Below are 17,456 nucleotides of genomic sequence, written 5' to 3'. Positions count from 1 at the left end.
ACGGAGACCCGAATGGCGAATGGAACCGACAGCGCACTACGCCTGATGATCGTCGACGACAGCGTCGAGGACGCCGAGGCCATCGTCAGCGCGTTGCGCAATGCCGGCATCGCGGTACGGCCGCTGCGCCCGTCCTCCATCGACGAGCTCAAGTCCATGCTCGGCGCCCAGCCCATCGACCTGGTGCTGGCCGCGCAGCATTCCAGCGGCGTGCCCCTGGACGAGGTGCTGCAGCTGGTGAAGGCCAGCGGCAAGGACCTGCCGGTGGTGGCGGTGGCCGACCGCGTCGACGACGCCAGCCTGAGCCATGCGCTGGCCGCCGGGGTGCGCGGCATCGCCCTGCGGCACAAGCCGCAGCAACTGCTGCAGTCGGTGCGCGCCGAATGGGCCGACCTGGAGGCCCGGCGCGCGCTGCGCCGGCTCGAGGCGCAGGTGCGCGAAACCGAACGCCGCTGCGACGCATTGATCCAGTCCTCGCGCGACCCGATCGCCTACGTCCACGAGGGCATGCACATCCGCGCCAATTCGGCGTACCTGGAAATGTTCGGCTACGACGACTTCGACGACATCGAGGGCATGTCGCTGCTGGACCTGGTCGCGCCGCAGCACGTCGAAGGCTTCAAGGCCCTGCTGAAGGGGCTGAGCAAGGGCGAGCCGCCGCCGCCCCGGTACGAATTGCTGGCCCACGACATCGACGGCAACAGCTTCCCCGCGGTGATGGAATTCACCTCGGCGCTGTACGAGGGCGAACCCTGCCTGCAGGTGGTGTTCCGGCGCCAGGAGCTGGACCCGGAGCTGGCGCGCGAGGTCGAGGAACTGCGCCAGCGCGACCAGGCCACCGGCCTGCTCAACCGCCCGACCTTCCTGCACGCGCTGGAAGGCGCGGTCGCGGATGCGGCGCAGCACCAGGGCCAGCACGGGCTGCTGCTGCTCGAACCCGACCACTACCAGCGCCTGCTGCACGAGATCGGCCTGGATTCGGCCGATGCGCTGCTGCAGGCGATCGCCGAGCGGCTGCGTGGGGTGATCGATGACCAGGCTGTTGCCGCCCGCTTCAGCGAGCACACGCTGGCGGTGCTGGTGCGCGGCGACCACGTCGCCACCATCGGCCTGGCCGAGCGCATCCGCGAGGCCTTCGCCTCGCACGTGTTCGAGGTCGGCCCGCGTTCGGCCGCGATCACCGCCAGCATCGGCGGCGTGCAGATAGGGGAGAAGATCGCCAGCGTCACCCAGGTGCTGGCCAAGGCCAACCAGGGGGTGCAGTCCTCGATCGGGGTCGGCGGCAACCGCGCGGAGATCTTCGACCCCAGCGCGGTCGATCGCGCCGAGGAGGAGCGCGTGCAGGCCTGGGTCGCGCGGCTGCGCGAAGCGCTCGACAACGATCGCTTCCTGTTCCACTACCAGCCGGTGATCAACCTGCAGGGCGAGCCCGGGGCGATGTACGAAACCTACATCCGCCTGGATGCCGGCGCCGGCGAGACGGTGCCGCCGATGAGCTTCCTGCAGATCGCGGAAGAACACGGGCTGTTGTGGGAGATCGACCGCTGGGTCGTCGGCCACGCCATCGACGTGGCGGCCACGCAACAGCGCGCCGGGCAGCCGGTGACGCTGCTGGTCAAGGTGACCCAGGCCTCGCTGTCGGACGACAGCCTGGCCAGGTATGTCGGCGAGCGCCTGGTCGCGGCCGGCATCAACGGCGAGCACCTGGTGCTGCAATTGCCGGAAGCGAAGGTGTTCACGCACTTGCGCGCGGCGCAGGAATTCGCCGCCGCGGTGGCCAAGCACGGTTGCCGGGTGGGGCTCGAGCAGTTCGGCGCCGGCCTGGATTCGTTCCAGTTGCTGTCGCACTTCGATCCGGCCTTCATCAAGCTCGACCGCAGCTTCACCGAGGACCTGCCGAAAAACGCCGACAACCAGCAGCGTGTCCGCGAAATCGCGCAAAAGGCGCAGAAGCTCGGCATCCGCAGCATCGCCGAGTTCGTGCAGGACGCGGCCAGCATGACGATCCTGTTCTCAAGCGGCGTCGATTACGTCGAAGGCTATTTCCTCGCCCCGGCCGGGCCGGAAATGAACTACGAGTTCGAGTAGGCCATTCCCCGCAAAAAAAAAGCCCGCCGGAAGGCGGGCTTTTCGTGACCCGTGCGATGGCGCCGTCAGACCACGACGCCCTGCCGCACCTGGCTGCCGTCGAGCTGCGCGTTGCGCAGCGCGGCGATGCGCTCGTCCAGCGGCGGATGGCTCATCAGCAGGCGGCGCAGGCCGCCGCCGTTGCCGCCGCTGATGCCGAATGCGGCGACCTGCTTGGGCAGCGTGCTCTGGCCGTGGTTCTGGGCCAGCCGCTCTAGCGCGGCGATCATCTTGTTGCGGCCCGCCAGGGTGGCGCCGCCGGCGTCGGCGCGGAACTCGCGATGCCGCGAGAACCACATCGCGATCATGCTCGCGAACAGCCCGAACACCATGTCCAGCACGAACACGATGGCGTAGTAGCCCAGGCCCGGGCCATCGCGGCCACCGTTGAGGTAACCGTCGACCACCCGGCCGACCACGCGCGCCAGCACGATCACGAAGGTGTTGAGCACGCCCTGCAGCAGCGCCATCGTCACCATGTCGCCGTTGGCGACGTGGCTGACCTCGTGGCCGAGCACGGCTTCGGCCTCGTCGCGCTCCATCGCCCGCAGCAGGCCGGTGGAGACCGCCACCAGCGCCTTGTTGCGGTTGGCGCCGGTGGCGAAGGCGTTGATCTCCGGCGCATCGTAGATCGCGACTTCGGGTATGCCGATGCCGGCCTGCTGCGCCTGCCGGCGCACGGTTGCCAGCAACCACTGCTCGGCCTCGTTGCGCGGGGTGTCGATCACGTGCGCGCCGGTGGCGCGCTTGGCCATCCACTTGGAGACCAGCAGGGAGATGATTGAACCGCCGAATCCGAACAGCGCCGCCATCACCAGCAAGCCGCCGAACTGGTTGGCGTTGACGCCCAGGATCGACATCACCACGCTGACCAGTGCCAGCACGGCCAGGTTGGTGGCCAGGAACAGTGCGACTCGCTTGAACATGCTCTATCTTCCGCGGGGCCGCGCGACGGGCGCGACTTTCGACCAAAGTGTGGCAGGCGCGGGTTAAATTCAAGTCCGATGAACGACCCTGCCCCCGTGCCGACGCCGCCGTACCGCGGCCGCTTCGCGCCCTCGCCGACCGGCCCGCTGCACCTGGGCTCGCTGCTGGCCGCGCTGGGCAGCTGGCTGCTGGCGCGCCAGGCCGGCGGCCAGTGGCTGGTTCGGATCGAGGACCTCGACCCGCCCCGCGAAATCGCCGGCGCGGCGGCGGCGCAATTGCGCACGCTGGCGGCGTTCGGGATGCAATCGGACGAGCCGGTCTGGTGGCAAGACACGCGTGGCGATGCCTACCGGGCCGCTCTGGAACGCCTGTTCGCCAGCGGCGACGCCTTCTGGTGCCATTGCAGCCGCAGCGACCTGGCCGCCGATGCCGGCGTCCATCGCCGCTGCGTGGCGATGCGGCATCGCCCGGATCCGGCGGCCCGCTTCCGGGTGCCGCCGTTCACCACACTGGCGTTCGACGACGCGATCCAGGGCCGCGTCGCCCAGGATGTCGCCACCGAAGTCGGCGATTTCGTGCTCCGGCGCGCCGACGGCTGGTGGGCCTACCAGTTGGCGGTGGTGGTCGATGACGCCGCGCAGGGCATCACCGATGTGGTCCGCGGCGCCGACCTGCTCGATTCCACGCCGCGACAGATCCTGTTGCAGCGCGCGCTGGGGCTGCCGACACCGCGTTACGCGCACCTGCCGCTGGTGGTCGATGGCGCTGGCCGCAAGCTGTCGAAGTCGCTGGCGGCATTGCCGGTCGACCCCGACGATCCACTGCCGGCCTTGCGCGCGGCGTGGGCGGCGCTGGGACAGGAGCCGCGGGCCCTGCCCGCGACCGGCTCGATCGCGAACGTGCTCCAGGGGGCGCTACGCGCGTTCGTGCCGGGGGCCATTCCGCGCCTGCCGCAGGCGCCACTCGCCGCAGTGCACAACACGGAAGTCATCGGCCGTGCCTAGAATCCACCACGACAAGACATCGACAACGCAGGCCGCGACGGCGGCGACAGGGAGAAGGCAATGAGCGCACGCGTCGCACTGGTGACCGGGGGAACGGGTGGGATCGGGACGGCGATCTGCAGGCGGCTGGCCGATCTTGGCCACAAGGTCGCCACCAATTACCGCAACGAGGACAAGGCCGGCGACTGGCAACGCCGGATGCAGGCCGACGGCTACGACATCACGATGGTCAAGGGCGACGTCGGCTCGCCCGAGGAAGCCGAGGCCCTGGTGCGCGGCGTCGAGGAAAAGCTCGGCCCGGTCGACATCCTGGTCAATAACGCCGGCATCACCCGGGACACCACCTTCCACAAGATGATGCCGCAGCAATGGAGCGAGGTCATCAACACCAACCTCAACTCGGTCTACAACATGACCCGTCCGGTCATCGAGGGCATGCGCGCGCGCAAGTGGGGCCGGGTGATCCAGATCTCATCGATCAACGGCCAGAAGGGCCAGTACGGACAGGCCAACTACGCCGCGGCCAAGGCCGGCATGCACGGCTTCACCATTTCGCTGGCGCAGGAAAACGCCAGGTTCGGCATCACCGTGAATACGGTCTCGCCCGGCTACATCGGCACCGACATGGTGATGGCGGTGCCCGAGGACGTGCGCGCCAAGATCGTCGCGCAGATCCCGACCGGGCGGCTGGGAATGCCGGAGGAAATCGCCTATGCGGTCGCCTTCTTCATCCCCGACGAAGCCAGCTGGATCACCGGCGCCAACCTGTCGGTCAACGGCGGCCAGTACATGGGTTGGTAGTTCGCGCGTTCATGTGGCGCCCTATCGGCGCCACATGCGCGGACTGCCAGGTGAGGCAAGGATGCCGAACGGTCGTTGGCCATGGATGGCAACGCGGAAGCTCCGCAGCACCGCTATCGAGTGCTGGCGGGGGACAGGTACGGCAACACGGTGCCGCTTGGCGCCAGCTGCAGTGGGCTGCCGCTCCCGTGACTTGCAGCACTCGACGGCCGTGGTTGCAACCGCTGCTGCACTGCGCCATGCTCGGGATTCCACCGGGGGGTTGCAGCGCATGGCCGTTCGCGTCATCAAGAAATATCCCAACCGTCGCCTCTACGACACCGAGATCTCCAGCTACATCACGATCGAGGATGTGCGCCAGTTGATCGTCGAGGGCGAGGACTTCGAGGTCCGCGACGCCAAGAGCGGCGACGACCTGACCCGGCAGGTGCTGCTGCAGATCATCGCCGAGCACGAGCAGGACGGCGAGCCGATGCTGTCCACGCAGCTGCTCAGCCAGATCATCCGCTTCTACGGCGATTCCCTGCAGGGCTTCATGGGCAATTACCTCGAGCGCTCGATGCAGATGTTCATGGACCAGCAGCAGCAATTCCGCCAGCAGATGGGCGGGATGCTCGGGCAGACGCCATGGACGATGATGAACCAGCTGACCGAACGCAACCTGGAGGTCTGGAAGGAATTCCAGCAGAACCTGGTCGGCGGCATGGGCCGCAGCGCCGGCGCCGGCGGGCGCACGCGCGACAAGGATAGCGCCAACAAGCCGCGCGGCAGCTGAGCGTGCCGGCGCAGGCGACCCCCAACCCCGCTTCGCTGCGGGGCGCGCGCTAGATGACGCCGGCAATACCCCGCACGGCCGTCGTCAGCGGCGGCATTGGTGGCCTGGGCACCGCGATCTGCATCGCGCTGGCACGCGCCGGTTGCCGGGTCGTCGCCGCGGACCTCGACGGCCATGGCGGTCGCATCGATGCCTTCGCTCGTGAAACCGGTGGCCTGGACATCGGCTTCGCCGCGCTGGATGTCACCGACTTCGCCGCCTGCGGCGCGCTGGTGCGCGAGGTCGAGGCCGCGCACGGCGCGCTCGACATCCTGGTCAATGCCGCCGGGATCACCCGCGACACCACCCTGCGCAAGATGGAACCGGCGCAGTGGGACGCGGTGCTCGGGGTCAACCTGGGCGGTGTGTTCAACCTCTGCCGGCACGCCGTGGATGGCATGGCCTCGCGCGGTTTCGGCCGCATCGTCAACATCAGTTCGGTCAATGGTCAGACCGGCCAGTTCGGGCAGACGAATTATTCGGCGGCCAAGGCCGGGATGCACGGTTTCACCATGGCGTTGGCGCGCGAAGTCGCGCGCAAGGGCGTGACCGTCAATTCGATCTCGCCGGGTTACTGCGAGACGGCGATGGTGCTGGCGATGCCGCAGGAGATCCGCGACGGGATCGTCGACAAGGTGCCGGTCGGCCGCCTCGGCAAGCCGGAGGAGATCGCACGCACTGTGGCCTTCCTCGCCGCCGACGACGCCAGCTTCATCACGGGCGCCAACATCCCGGTGAACGGCGGGCTGTTCATGAGTTTCTGATTGGGAAGCCGCGATCGCTTGGTCGCTTGATCGCATGCCTCACACTTCGAAACAACGCCGCGGGAAATGCGGAGCCGTCTGCCCGATCGCTTGATTGCATGCCTCGGGGCGACCTGACGGGCCCCGGCGTGACCGCCAGCCCTTGGGGGCGAATGTCCCCCGGCATCCGCCTGCGGCGAAAGCCTCCTCCTTGATTTCGCCCCCAAGGGCTGGCGGCCACACCAGAACGTCGGATCACAGGCTTGCAGAGGAGCAATCTCCCCTTTGCCTTGGCCCCCTTCCGCTCAATTGCTTCTGCAACCGCTCCGCAACCGTAACGCCGGGTGCGGATGCCCTTGGGTGCGAAATCAAGGAGGAGGCGTCGGCCGAAGGCCGGCGCCGGGGGACATTCGCACCCAAGGGCGTCCGCATGCGGCGCCCGACGAATGCCCAAACTGGCCGCCCTACGAGTGCCCGCCCGGGCGCCGAGCTGACGAGGTATCGCGGAATCCGCTATCAGCTCAATCCGCGCCGACCGCTGTCCCCGAGGCGTTGCAGAATTTGGCGCGGTACTGCATGGCCTTCGGCATCCAGGCCTGCAGGTTTTCGATGCGGGTGCCGGGATTGGGGTGGGTGGAGGCGTATTCGGGCTGTCCGCTGCCGCCGCCGGCCTGCTCCATGCGCTGCCACAACGGCACCGCTTCTTCCGGGTTGAAGCATGCCGCCGCGGCCAGCATCAGCCCCATTTCGTCGGCCTGGGTTTCCTGCTTGCGCGCATACGGCAGGGCGCGGCCATAGCCGTAGATCGCCATCACCGCCTGCATCTGCTGCTGGTCCATGCCGCTCATCGCGCCGGCCATCTGGCCGATCTGCGCCAGCTTCTGCTCGCTCATGCGCTGGGCACCATGGCGGAGCAGCGCGTGCGAGATTTCGTGGCCCATCACCACCGCCATCGCATCGGCGTTCTGCGCCACCGGCACCAGCCCGGTGTAGACCGCGATCTTGCCGCCGGGCAGGCAGAACGCGTTGACCTGGTCGGACTGGATCACGTTGACGTCCCAGTCGAAGGCCTTTTCCACGTGCGGCGCCTGCATGTTGTTCTCGGCGGCGAGCGCGTCCTCGACTTCGGGCACCTTCGCGATCAGCCGCTGCGCGATCTCGCGCACCTGCTGCGAAATCTGCGAGTTGCGATCCAGCGCCGGCTCCTGCGCCAGGATCTCCTGGTAGGCCTGCAGGCCGAGCGCCTTCTCGTCCTCCGGGGTGATGCTCTTGTCGATCAGCACGGTTTCGCCGGTGTAGGGATCGGTGCTGCGGTTGGAGAACCAGTAGAACACCGCGTAGCCGGCGAACAGCAACAGCACCCACAGGCGCAGTCCGCCGAATCCGCGCCGACGCGGCGTGCCCTGCCCCTGGTTGCCGAACGGGTCCTGCCTCATCTGCATCACTCCTTGTGCGATCACGGCCGCGACGGTTGCTACAACTCGCGCACTACCCGGAAACCGATCCGGGCGTTGGTCGTCTCCACGCCAGCCGGCGCGCGCCAGGCCGAACGCGTCTGCCCCGGCGCGCTGGCCCAGGCGCCGCCGCGCATCACCCGCGTGCGGCACCCGGGATTGAACCAGGCGACGCCTTCGTCCGGTGCGCGGCGATAGCTGTCGTGCCAGCAGTCGGCGACCCACTCGCCGACATTGCCGGCGAGGTCGTGAAGGCCGTATGCATTCGCCGAAAAACGGCCCACCGGCGCCGGCCCCCAGTAGCCGTCGCCATAGCCGGCGAACGCATTGCGCCAGGCGCGGCCGCTCGGGGATCGATCCCTGGCACCGGTGAAGTTGCCGGCACCGGCCGGCGGCCCGCCCCCGCCCCACGGGAAGCGCGTGTCGCTGCCGGCGCGCAACGCGTATTCGAATTCGGCCTCGCTGGCCAGGCGGTAGCGCTGGCCGCTCTGCGCGCTGAGCCATTCCGCGTACGCGTCGGCATCACGGGCGCTGACGTGCAGCACCGGGAGCTCGTCGCCGGCCCTGTCGCCGTCGTAGGTCGAGCGCCAGTCAATGCCGCTGCGGCGCACGAAGTTGCCGTTGCGCTCCTCGTACACCATCGAATAGCCGCGCCGGGTCGCCGTGGGCCGGTAGCCGCTGGCGGCGACGAAGCGGCGGAAATCCCCGACGGTGACCTCGGTGCGCGACATCGCGAAACCGCGGTCGAAGCGCACGTAGTGCGCGGGCCGTTCGCTGTCGCTGGCTTCGGCCTCCTCGGGCGCCGCGCCCATGCGGAAAGCACCATGCGGCACCACCACCATTTCCGGGCCGCGGGCGCCTTGCTTCAGGCCATCGGTGAATGCCTGGCCGGGATGGAACAGGCCGTAATGGGTGACCAGGTCGATGCGCTGGCGCAGCTCCGCCGCCGCGGCATCGCCCGGCTCGGCGATCCGCAGGATCTCCGCCAGCTTGCCGCGCGCCAGCGCGATGTCCTTGTCGCCGTCGCGTTGCAGCAGCGCCATCATGCCCTGGTCGCGCAGTCCCGCGATCCGCGCGCGCCGCATCCCGGCAATGCGCGCGCGGGCATCGGCGATCGTGTCGCTGCCCGGGCGCACCGTCGCCGCCAGCGCGATCCAGCGCTCGGCATTGTCGAAGTCGCCACGGGCGCCCGCCTCCTCGCCACGGCGGATCAGGCCGCTTTCCACCGCCGCCAGGCCCTGCAGCGCACGCGCCTGCCCGGGACGGATGCGCAAGGCCGCGCGCAGCCTGGGCAGCGCGCCGCTCCCGGATTCACCGAGCTTGCCGGCACGCAGATCGCGCTCGGCCTGGCGATTGAGCTCCCACAGGCGATCGGCCTCGTCCACGCGCCCCAGGAAGGCCTGCACGGCCTCGTCCCGGACCGCGATCGCGCGCGCCACCGAGGCGACGGCATGTGCCTGCCGCAGCGCGTCGAGATCGTCGTCGGCGGCCGCCAGCGCCTGGTCGCCGGTCGCCAGCAGCGCCTCGAGCGCGCGCTGCAGGCCAGCCTTGGCCGCGGCGTCGTCGGGCACCTGCTTCAGGATCGCAAGGTACAGCGGAATCGCGGCTTCGCCGTCGGCGTACAGGCGGCCCTCGGCCAGCGCCTTGGCCGCGCGCCTGTGCGCATCGGGCAGGTCGTCGGCGGCCAGCACCACCTCGGGTGCCTGCCAGGTCAGGCTTGCGGCGATGCGGTCGTCACCCTCGACACTGACCTGCCCCGGCGCCTCGTTGGCGAGGCCAGCCGCGGCACGGGCGGTCGTATCCGCTTCCTTGCGGCCACAGCCGGCCAGCACGAGCGCCAGCGCGATCGCTGCTGCAGCTGTTGCTGGCTTGCCGACGCGCAATCGCTTCTCCCGTCCGTTCAACCCGCCGATCCGTGGTTCGGACGGACCGGTTCCGGCAACTTAGGGCATTGTCGCCGCTGGCGGCAACCGCGCGCATGGCGAAACGCGAATCGATGTTTGACAGCCCCACCACCCACGCAGTTAGGCTCGTCGACCCCCTAAGGAGACCTGCCCGCCCGTGACCGTCTGGATCCGCGACCCCGCCGAGCTCACCGCCCGCCTTGCCGACGCGCCGCCGCGGGTCGGCCTGGACACCGAATTCGTGCGCGAGCGCACCTGGTGGCCGCAGCTGGCGCTGGTACAGATCGCGCTCGACGACGCCCAGGGCAGCATCCTGCTGGCCGATCCGCTGGCCCCCGGGATCACCGATGCGCTTGCGTCGATGCTCGCCGACCCGTCGGTGGTCAAGGTGATGCACAGCGCCAGCGAGGACCTGGTCGCACTCAAGCGCCATTGCGGCGTGGTGCCTTCAGTGCTGTTCGACACCCAGGTGGCGGCGGCGCTGGCCGGGGTCGGCGCCGGCGTCGGCTACCAGCGCCTGGTGCAGGACACGCTGGGCGTCACCCTGCCCAAGGGCGAAACCCGTTCCGACTGGCTGCGGCGGCCATTGTCGCCGGCGCAGCTGGAATACGCCGCCGACGACGTCCGCCACCTGTTCGCGCTGCACGACGACCTCGACGCGCGCCTGCGCACGCTCGGCCGCGAGGCGTGGCTGGCCGAGGATTGCGCGCGGATGCTGGCCAATGCGCGCAGCGTCGAACTCGAGCGCTGGCCGCACCTGTCGCTGCGCGCCGCGCAATTCCTCGACGAACCGTCCCAGCAGCGTCTGCTGCGGCTGCTGCGCTGGCGCGACGCGTATGCGCGCGAGGCCGACCGCCCGCGCAGCTGGATCCTGGACAACGAACTGGCCACTGGCCTGGCCCGCAATCCGCCCATCGACCGCGCCGGCCTGCAACGCCAGCTCGAAGCCACGCCGAAAGCGCCGCGCAGCCTCGGCGATGCGCTGTGGCAGGCCTTGCAGACGCCGCTGCCGGACGAAGCCCAGGCCCCGGCCGCGCGCGCCGACGACCGCGACAAGGCCGCATTGCGCAAGCTGCAGGACGCCGTGGCCGCGCTCAGCGCCGAACTCGGCCTGCCCGACGGCGTGCTCGCCTCGCGGCGCTGGCTGCAGTCCCTGCTCGACCTGCGCGCCGACGGCCATGGCGACGACTGGCCCGGTCCGCTCGCCGGCTGGCGCCGGACCCTGCTGGAACCGCGCCTGGCCCCGCTGCTGCCGATCGCCGGCGATGCCGCACCCGCCGGGCGCATGGCTGGCGGCGCGCGGGGCGCATCCGTATAATCCGCAACCTCCGGCGAGTCCGGAACGGGGCGGTAGCTCAGCTGGGAGAGCGTCGCGTTCGCAATGCGAAGGTCGGGAGTTCGATCCTCCTCCGCTCCACCAATTCATCCCGCGTCAGCGTCATCGAAGACCCCGCGCCCGCGGGGTTTTCTGTCTTTTCCGCCCTGCCGCAGCCGGCTTTTCAGTGATCGAGGAACAGTTCCCCGATCGCCAGCGCCGTGCGGTACGGCTCCGGCTCGTTGCGGTTGCTGAGCAGGACCACGGTCAGGCGGCGCTGCGGCCAGCGCACGATCACGTTGCGGAAGCCGATCGTCTCGCCCGAATGCCAGAGGGTGTCGCCGGTGATGCGCCAGCCGAAGCCGTAGCCGGCCTGCCAGGGCTCGCCGGTGACCTCGACCTGCGCGCTGAAGGCGCTTGCGCGCGAGGCATCGTCGAGCAGGCGGTCGTCGTACAGCGCGGCATCCCATCGCGCCAGGTCCCCGATCGAGGAATAGATGCCGCCATCGCCAAGCACGGCACTGGTGGGGCTCTGGTCGGTGCGGGTCCACCGGCCGCCGGTGGCATCGCTGGCGGCCGCGTCGGCCGGGCTGTAGCCCCAGGCACGATGCGGCACCTCCGGCCCCCCGCTGGCGTAGGCCAGGGTGTCGTGCATGCCCAGCGGCTCGAAGATCCGCCGGCGCAGGAACTGCGGGAACGTTTCACCGGACGCTTTTTCCACCACCAGCGCCAGTAGCGCGTAGCCGCTGTTGCTGTAGCGGTACGCGCTGCCGGGCGTGAAGTAGGTGCGGCCCTCGCGCTCCAGCAGCTGCAACACGCCGGCATCGCGGATCTGGCCGGGATGGTCGGGTGCCATGAGGTCTTCGTAGTCGACCAGGCCCGACGTATGGGTGAGCAGGTGGCGCAGGGTGATCGCGTCGGCGGCAGGCGGCAGCGTTGGCAGCCACTCGCGCACCGGATCGTCGATGCCGAGCCTGCCATCCTGCGCCAGCAGCAGGATCGCCGCGGCGGTGAATTGCTTGGTCAGCGAGGCCAGCCGGTAGTTGGTCGCCGGGCCGGCTTCGATGCCCGCCTCGCAATCGGAAAGGCCGTAGCCGCGCTGCACCACGGCTTCGCCGTCACGGACCACCAGCAGCGATGCGCCCGGGACGGCGCCGTCGTAGCGCTGCATCAGCTGGTCGATCCTGTCGCCGGTCGTGTCGTCGGTGGCGGGTGGTCGCATCGGATTCTCTGTGGTGGGGCAGCCTGCGAGCAGGCAGGTCGTCGCCAGGGAAATGGCGAGCAGGGCTTTGGGGGATCGCATCCGGCCGACCTCCATGTTCGCGACAACGGTGGAAAGGCCGGAGGCCCGGCCTACTGGATGGGCACGTCGTACAGCATCGGCGGCGCGGGTTCCGGGGCGAGCGTGTAATGCCACCACTCCAGCGGATAGTTGCGGAATCCCTGCGCCGCCATCGCCTCGCGCAGGCGCAGCCGATTGGCGCGCTGGGCGGGGGTGGTGTCCGGCGATTCCGTGTGCGCGCGCGGGTCGAAGAAGTCGAAGTCCGTGCCCATGTCCAGCGGCCGGCAATCGCCGCCGCCGGCGCCGCACTGCATCAGCGTCAGGTCCAGGGTCGCGCCGCGGCTGTGGCCCGACACCGGCGCGATGTAGTCCCCGAGCAGCTCCCGCTTGTCCAGGTTGGGGTAATAGCGCGGCTTGCTGCGCTGGTCGGACAGGTCGCCGGCCCAGCGCACGAACTCCGCGACGGCGCGCGCCGGGCGGTAGCAATCGAACAGCTTCAGCCGCAACTGGCGCTCTCGCAGCGACATTTCCACGCGCTGCAGCGCCTGCGCCGCCGGGCCCAGCAGCAGGCACTTCGGGGCGCGATAGCCGTCGACCGGGCCGCCGGTGAAGTTGTCGTTGCCGGCGTAGCGGATTTCCAGCGCCATGTCGGGCACCAGGGTCGTGACATCGACCAGGCCGGCGGCGGCCGCAGTGCTCGCGGCCGCGGGCGTGGGTGCCGCGGGGCCAGGTGCCGTCCCCGCCAGGCCTGCGCACGCACCCAACGACGGCACTGCGATCGCAGCCACCCACGCCTGCCAGCGCTTATTCACAGCCGCGCACCCAGGTGAACGCAAGATCCTCGTAATCGGAGCTGAAATCGCCATCCGGATCGACCTTGGCCATGCGCAAGGTGCGGGCGTTGCCCTCCCCGGCGAAGTCGAGCCACGCATCGACATCGGCCCTGGCCTCGTCCCAGTGCACCAGGTAGCGGTCGCCGAGCCGCGACACCGGCGCCTCCATCGACGGCGACTTGGCCGCCTGGAACTCGACGCCGTCGCCGGCGGGGCAGATCGCCACCTCGCCGAACCAGGGATCGCGCCAGACGCCCAGCCACCGCGCCATTTCCCTGGCGGCCACCGGCCGGCGCCCGGAGATGTCCGGCGCACGCGAACGCGAGGGCGCGGCGGCGTCGCGGGCCAGTTCGTCGGCGTACGAATCGATGTCGCGCCCCTGCCCCGGCGCGGTGAAATGCTTGAGCAGCACTTCGGCCAGCACCGTACGTGCGGCATCGCCGTCGCCATTGATCATGATCACGAAGCCGGACCTGCGGTCGGGCAGCAGCATCATCGCCGAGTACATGCCGCCTAGGGTGCCGGTGTGCGACACGGTCCACTGTCCGTCGACATCGGCCAGCCGGAAGCCGAAGGCGTAGGCGTAGTAATGGGTGTTGTCCCAGTCGCGGCGGCGCTGCGGGATCGGCATCGGCGTGCGTGCGGTCCACAGTGCGCGGCGCTGCCCGGTTCCCAGCCATTGCAGCTGTTGCGGCGTCGGGTCCAGCCAGTTGCGTGCCCAGGCGAGCATGTCGTCGAGGCTGCAGCGGATACCCCCCGCCGCGGCCATGGTGATCGCCGGCACCACCGCTTCGTCCCGGCGGATGACGACATTGCCGTCGCCCTTGCGCATGTGCGGCTGCGCGACGCTGCCGGCCTGGTCGAGGTGGAACTCGCCGACCCGGCAGCGCGACAGGCCCAGCGGCTGGAACAGCTCGCGCCGCACCAGTTCCTCGTACGGCGCACCGCCCGCCGCCGCCGCGACTTCGCCGGCGACCACGTACAGCAGGTTGTCGTAGGCGTAGCCGGCGCGGAAGCCGTAGGCCGGCTTGATGTGACGCAGCCCTCCCAGGATGTCGGCGCGGGTGAACAGGTTGGGCTCCGGCCACAGCATCAGGTCGCCGCCGCCTTCGGGCAGGCCGCTGTTGTGCACCAGCAGGTCGCGCACCAGCATGTGCCGCGTCACCCACGGATCGTGCATGGCGAAATCGGGCAGGTATCGGACCACCGGTGCGTCCCAGTCCAGCCTGCCGGCCTGCACCAGGCGCGCCAGCACGCTCGCGGTCATCGCCTTGCTGTTGGAAGCGATCTTGAACAGCGTGTCGCGGGTGACGGGGTCGCCGGAACCGGCAACGGTTTCGCCGACGGTGCGCGTGTAGACGACCTGGCCGTCCTCGATCACGCCGACCGCGATCCCCGGCAGCCGGTAGCGCGCGACGGTGGCGTCGACCATTGCATCGAACGCGGCCCTGTCGGCGGCTTGTGCATCCCGTACCGGCCCCACGGGCGTCGAAGCCTGCGCCGAAAGGCCCAGCAGCATGCCGCCCAGCAGCGCGGCCGCGCGCAACAGCCACACCCCCATGTGCGGGCGCCGGCTCATGGTGCCGCCGCACCCTCGCGCGCGGCCTCGTCGATCGCGGCCTGCCACACCCGCAGCAGGTTGCCGCCCCAGAGCTTGGCGATGTCGGCCTCGCCGAAGCCGCGCTGGCGCAGGGCCGCGGTGACGTTGCCGGTCTGCGACGCGTCCATCCAGCCGGTGATGCCGCCGCCGCCGTCGAAGTCCGAGGCGATGCCAACGTGGTCGATGCCGGCGATGCGGACCATGTACTGGATGTGGTCCATGTACTGGTCCAGGCTGGCCAGCGGATGCTCCTCCTCGATTCGCGCCATGCCTTCGGCCATCGCCGGCAGGTAGTCGTGCTTGTCGCTGTCGTACTCGGCGTCGCCGGCCTGGCGCGCGACCTCCTCCTGCAGCGCCTTCTCCGCCGCCGCGCGGGCGGGATCGCTCTTCAGGAATTCCTTGTAGGCCACGGCCTGGACCACCCCGCCGTCCTGCGCGATGGCGCGCAGCAGGTCGTCCGGCAGGTTGCGCGGCACGCCTACCAGCGCGCGCGCCGAGGAGTGCGAGGCGATCACCGGCGCCTTCGACGCCGCGATGGCGTCGCGCACGCATTGGTCGGAGGCGTGCGAGACGTCGACCATGATCCCGAGCGCGTTGGCGCGCGCGACCGCGGCGCGGCCGAAATCGCTCATGCCGGCGTCGCCGGGACCGTTGTGCGCCGGCTCGCCGCGTTCGACATCGGGATTGGCACTGCTGCACAGGTCGTTGTTGCCGACGTGCACCAGGCCGAGGTAGCGCGCGCCGTGGGCGTAGGCGGCGTCGATGCGCCCGAGGTCGTGCCCGAGCGAATAACCGTTCTCGACCCCGATCATCGCCGAAAGCAGGCCGTGGGCGTGGTTGTCGCGCACCTGCCGCGGCGTGGTCGCGGCGCGGATGCGATCCGGGTAACGCTCCAGCATCAAGGCGATCGCCGAATACTTGCGATCGGCCTGGGCCGCGGCATCCGCATAGCCTTCGGGCGTCAACGGCCCCTGCCCGACATAGATCACGAAGAACGCCGCATCCAGCCCGCCACGGCGCATCTTGTCCAGGTCCACCAGCAGCACGCTGTCGCCGCCGACATCGAACTTCGGGTCGCGCATGTAGTCCAGCGGGATGTCGACATGGGTATCGATGGTGAGCGGGCGCGGCGGGATGCCCTCGCCTGGCGCGTCGGGAACCGTTGCACAAGCGGCCAGCAGCGTCGCCAGCGCCGTCGTGGCAAGGCCTGCCGCGAGCCTGCGGATGTCGAATGCCCCGTTCATGCCGTCTCCCAGTGCGTCGCCGCCTGTTCGCCGGCGAGCATCTCGTCCAGCGTCTGCCGCCGCCGAACCACGGCGTAGCGACCATGCTCGACCAGCACTTCGGCCGCCAGCGGACGCGAGTTGTAGGTGGAGGCCATCGACGCACCATAGGCGCCGGTGGCGAGGATCGCCAGCAGGTCTCCGGCCTCGCAACGCGGCAATCCGCGCGCCACGGCGAAGGTGTCGCCGGTTTCGCACACCGGGCCCACGACGTCGTAAGTGGTCGTGGTGCGCCCGTTGTCGTCTCCGACCCGGACGATGTCGTGCCAGGCGTCGTACAGGCTGGGCCGCAGCAGGTCGTTCATGGCGGCGTCGACCACCAGGAAGGTGCGTTCGCTGCCCTGCTTGGCGTGCAGCACGCGCGCCAGCAGCAGGCCCGCCTCGGCCACGAGGTAACGCCCGGGCTCGAGCACGATGCGGCCGTCGAAGCCGGCGAGCGCATCGCGGATCGCGGCCACGTAGTCGGCGGCATCGATCGCGCGCTCGCCCTGGCGGTAGCGCACGCCCAGGCCGCCACCCACGTCGATGCTCGCGATCGCATGGCCGGCCAGCGCCAGCTCGCGCCAGAAACGGGCCAGCCGCTGCAATGCGCGCCGGATCGGCTCCAGTTCCAGGATCTGCGACCCGATGTGCATGTGCAGCCCGTCCAGGCGCACGGCCGGCCATTGCGCCTGCGCGGTGAACCATTGCCGCGCCTCCGCGACGGCAACGCCGAACTTGTTCTCCGATTTTCCCGTGGAGATCTTCGCGTGCGTACCGGCATCGACGTCCGGGTTGATCCGCACCGCGGCATGGGCCACCACGCCGCGCGCATGCGCAAGCCGCTGCAGCAGGTCCAGCTCGGCGCGCGACTCGACGTTGAAACGGGCGATCCCGGCTTCCAGGGCCTGCGCGATCTCGTCCTCGCGCTTGCCGACGCCGGAGAACACGATCTTCGACGGCGCAATGCCCGCGCGCAGCGCGCGCCTCAGTTCGCCAGCCGAGACTATGTCGGCGCCGACGCCGGACTTCGCCATCAATTGCAGGATGGCGTGGTTGCCGTTGGCCTTGACCGCGTAGCAGATCGTCGCATCGACGCCCTGCAGCGCCGATTGCAGGCCGTCGATGCGCTGCCGGATCGCGGTGGCCGAATACAGGTGCAGCGGCGTGCCTTCGCGGGCCGCCACCGACGCGAGATCGACACCGTCAAGGGCCAGGAGGTCTTGCATGCCTTCCGGAGCGGCGCCGTGGCCGCCCCGGGCTTGTTCGCCAGGACTCATCGGGTGCAGGTTCATAGCCTCGCGACGGTGCGGGCCGGGCCTGCGCATCCGCCGGCCCCGGCAACACGGGAGCGGCACGCCGGCCACGTACCCGGGGAAATGGCGGCCCG

At 69.9% G+C, this 17,456-nt stretch carries 14 protein-coding genes and 1 tRNA gene; 7 read left to right on the top strand and 8 right to left on the bottom strand.

Annotation, left to right across the window (positions count from 1 at the left end):
* Positions 1 to 12: 12 nt before the first annotated feature.
* Positions 13 to 2,088: an EAL domain-containing response regulator gene (locus MQC88_RS00405; RefSeq protein WP_243318158.1), complete on the top strand. Its 2,076-nt coding sequence runs from the start codon at positions 13 to 15 to the stop codon at positions 2,086 to 2,088.
* Between the two features lie 65 nt (positions 2,089 to 2,153).
* Here the strand turns inward: MQC88_RS00405 and htpX are convergent, their stop codons facing one another.
* Entirely contained in the window at positions 2,154 to 3,053 is a 900-nt protein-coding gene (gene htpX, locus MQC88_RS00400) for a protease HtpX (RefSeq protein ID WP_243318156.1), read from the bottom strand.
* A 96-nt stretch (positions 3,054 to 3,149) separates the two neighbouring features.
* Between htpX and gluQRS the strand changes: the two genes are divergently transcribed.
* From gluQRS to phbB (MQC88_RS00380), 4 genes are all read left to right on the top strand, one after another.
* Positions 3,150 to 4,058 carry a tRNA glutamyl-Q(34) synthetase GluQRS gene (gene gluQRS, locus MQC88_RS00395; RefSeq protein WP_243320175.1) on the top strand — a complete coding sequence of 303 codons (909 nt, stop codon included), beginning with the start codon at positions 3,150 to 3,152 and terminating at the stop codon, positions 4,056 to 4,058.
* A 60-nt stretch (positions 4,059 to 4,118) separates the two neighbouring features.
* Positions 4,119 to 4,859, top strand: a complete 741-nt coding sequence (phbB, locus tag MQC88_RS00390) for an acetoacetyl-CoA reductase (protein WP_243318154.1) — start codon at positions 4,119 to 4,121, stop codon at positions 4,857 to 4,859.
* Between the two features lie 271 nt (positions 4,860 to 5,130).
* A complete protein-coding gene (gene phaR, locus MQC88_RS00385; RefSeq protein ID WP_243318152.1) occupies positions 5,131 to 5,634 on the top strand; it encodes a polyhydroxyalkanoate synthesis repressor PhaR in 504 nt (167 codons plus the stop codon).
* Between the two features lie 53 nt (positions 5,635 to 5,687).
* Positions 5,688 to 6,437 (top strand): acetoacetyl-CoA reductase, encoded by a 750-nt coding sequence (gene phbB, locus MQC88_RS00380; protein ID WP_243318150.1) that lies wholly within the window; start codon positions 5,688 to 5,690, stop codon positions 6,435 to 6,437.
* A gap of 500 nt (positions 6,438 to 6,937) precedes the next feature.
* Here the strand turns inward: phbB (MQC88_RS00380) and MQC88_RS00375 are convergent, their stop codons facing one another.
* Positions 6,938 to 7,852 (bottom strand): M48 family metallopeptidase, encoded by a 915-nt coding sequence (locus MQC88_RS00375; protein ID WP_243318148.1) that lies wholly within the window; start codon positions 7,850 to 7,852, stop codon positions 6,938 to 6,940.
* Between the two features lie 38 nt (positions 7,853 to 7,890).
* Positions 7,891 to 9,753, bottom strand: coding sequence for a formylglycine-generating enzyme family protein (locus MQC88_RS00370; protein ID WP_243318146.1), 1,863 nt, complete (start codon positions 9,751 to 9,753; stop codon positions 7,891 to 7,893).
* A 178-nt stretch (positions 9,754 to 9,931) separates the two neighbouring features.
* Between MQC88_RS00370 and rnd the strand changes: the two genes are divergently transcribed.
* Together rnd and MQC88_RS00360 are read left to right on the top strand one after the other, a co-directional pair.
* Complete coding sequence (rnd, locus tag MQC88_RS00365) at positions 9,932 to 11,092, top strand: ribonuclease D (RefSeq protein WP_243318144.1); 1,161 nt, start codon at positions 9,932 to 9,934, stop codon at positions 11,090 to 11,092.
* Positions 11,093 to 11,118: 26 nt separating this feature from the next.
* Positions 11,119 to 11,194, top strand: a tRNA-Ala gene (locus MQC88_RS00360).
* Between the two features lie 79 nt (positions 11,195 to 11,273).
* On the opposite strand, the gene MQC88_RS00355 is transcribed toward MQC88_RS00360, so the two are convergent.
* The 5 genes from MQC88_RS00355 to lysA all read right to left on the bottom strand — a co-directional run bounded on the left by MQC88_RS00355 (position 11,274) and on the right by lysA (position 17,295).
* Complete coding sequence (locus MQC88_RS00355) at positions 11,274 to 12,311, bottom strand: serine hydrolase domain-containing protein (RefSeq protein ID WP_243318142.1); 1,038 nt, start codon at positions 12,309 to 12,311, stop codon at positions 11,274 to 11,276.
* Positions 12,312 to 12,442: 131 nt separating this feature from the next.
* Positions 12,443 to 13,159, bottom strand: coding sequence for a M15 family metallopeptidase (locus MQC88_RS00350; protein WP_425491508.1), 717 nt, complete (start codon positions 13,157 to 13,159; stop codon positions 12,443 to 12,445).
* Between the two features lie 16 nt (positions 13,160 to 13,175).
* Positions 13,176 to 14,783 (bottom strand): serine hydrolase, encoded by a 1,608-nt coding sequence (locus tag MQC88_RS00345; RefSeq protein WP_243318140.1) that lies wholly within the window; start codon positions 14,781 to 14,783, stop codon positions 13,176 to 13,178.
* Positions 14,780 to 16,048, bottom strand: a complete 1,269-nt coding sequence (locus MQC88_RS00340; protein ID WP_243318138.1) for a dipeptidase — start codon at positions 16,046 to 16,048, stop codon at positions 14,780 to 14,782. Before MQC88_RS00340 ends, MQC88_RS00345 begins: the two co-directional genes overlap by 4 nt.
* Positions 16,045 to 17,295: a diaminopimelate decarboxylase gene (gene lysA, locus MQC88_RS00335; RefSeq protein WP_243318137.1), complete on the bottom strand. Its 1,251-nt coding sequence runs from the start codon at positions 17,293 to 17,295 to the stop codon at positions 16,045 to 16,047. Before lysA ends, MQC88_RS00340 begins: the two co-directional genes overlap by 4 nt.
* Positions 17,296 to 17,456 lie beyond the last annotated feature (161 nt).

Source organism: Cognatiluteimonas sedimenti, assembly GCF_022808325.1.
Taxonomy (GTDB): domain Bacteria; phylum Pseudomonadota; class Gammaproteobacteria; order Xanthomonadales; family Xanthomonadaceae; genus Cognatiluteimonas; species Cognatiluteimonas sedimenti.
The sequence above is the reverse complement of the archived record's forward strand: the minus strand, read 5'-3'. Positions and strand labels throughout refer to the sequence as shown.